This window comes from Phormidesmis sp. 146-12 (assembly GCF_052939495.1).
In genome coordinates, this window is record NZ_JBJPHS010000257.1 from 1 (window position 1) to 1,199 (window position 1,199).

A 1,199-nucleotide genomic window follows, 5' to 3' on the forward strand; every position below is an offset into this window, starting at 1 on the left:
ATTGTTTGTAAACCTGGTTCTACCCTCAATTAGAAAAGATTTGTCAGGCAGTCAGCTAATAGACCTGTTGGGAAATAGGAGATAATATTGAGCAGTTGCAAGGTGCCGTAGTAATGCTAAATCTGGAACACATTCTCAACCAAGACCGCTTGATGAGAGCGATGACAGGGCTAACTCTCAAAGCCTTCGAGGAACTGTTGCCCAGTTTTAGCCAAGCTTATGAGCAAAGCCTGGTAAAACCAGCAAGAGAACGCCAGCGTGCCCCCGGAGGAGGACGCAAGGCAACTTTGAGAAGCATGGCAGAGAAACTGTTTTACATCTTGCTGTACTGCAAATGCTATCCCACCTTCGATTTACTGAGTGTGCTGTTTAACTTTGAGCGCTCCTGTGCTTGGGACTGGGTGCACCGACTGTTGCCGATTTTGGAGACCAGCTTGGGCTACAAACAGGTGTTACCAGTACGACAGTTACGGAGCATGGCAGAGTTTGTGGAACGCTTTCCTGAGGTCAAGGAGGTGATTTTCGATGGGACTGAACGTCCGGTGCAACGTCCCAAAGACAAAGACAAGCAGAAGGAGCATTACTCCGGTAAAAAGAAGCGGCATACCCGCAAGCACATCACGGGCAGCACTCGAAAAAAGCGGGTGATCATCCTGAGCAAAGCCAGACCGGGCAAAATCCATGACAAACGACAATTGGATGAAGCAGATCTGGTGGGCAATATCCCCGATGAAGTTCCAGTGGAAGGAGATTTAGGGTTTCAGGGATTACAAAACGAGTTTGTCAACATTCACCTGCCTCATAAAAGGTCAAAAGGGAAGGAGTTGAGCGAACAGCAGAAACTGGAAAATCAAGAATTTAGTGCACAACGAGTCGCCTGTGAACATGCCCATGCAGGCATCAAGCGATATAACTCTGTGTCAGCAACTTATAGGAATCGTGTGCCTGATTGCGATGATCGCTTGATGTTGGTAGCAGCAGGCTTATGGAACTTCTATTTGGATGCTGCATAACTTGCTAGGAGATAGGAGCAATCCTGTTGTCGGGAAAACCGTTCTTATTACCCAACAAGTCTAATATGCTCTACAGACAGAAAGTTAGAGTTTCCGAAAAAATCAAATTGAAATTGAATTGGCTCGCTAATTCTTAGTGCCTATCCGAAAACTTGAATTGCCCTGACGACAATACAAGCACAGGAT

General features: G+C 46.4%; 1 protein-coding gene. It reads left to right on the forward strand.

Translation table 11 applies throughout. The features are described from left to right. Positions 1-113 precede the first annotated feature (113 nt). Complete coding sequence (locus ACKFKF_RS35090) at positions 114-1,013, forward strand: transposase family protein (protein ID WP_446871951.1); 900 nt, start codon at positions 114-116, stop codon at positions 1,011-1,013. Positions 1,014-1,199 lie beyond the last annotated feature (186 nt).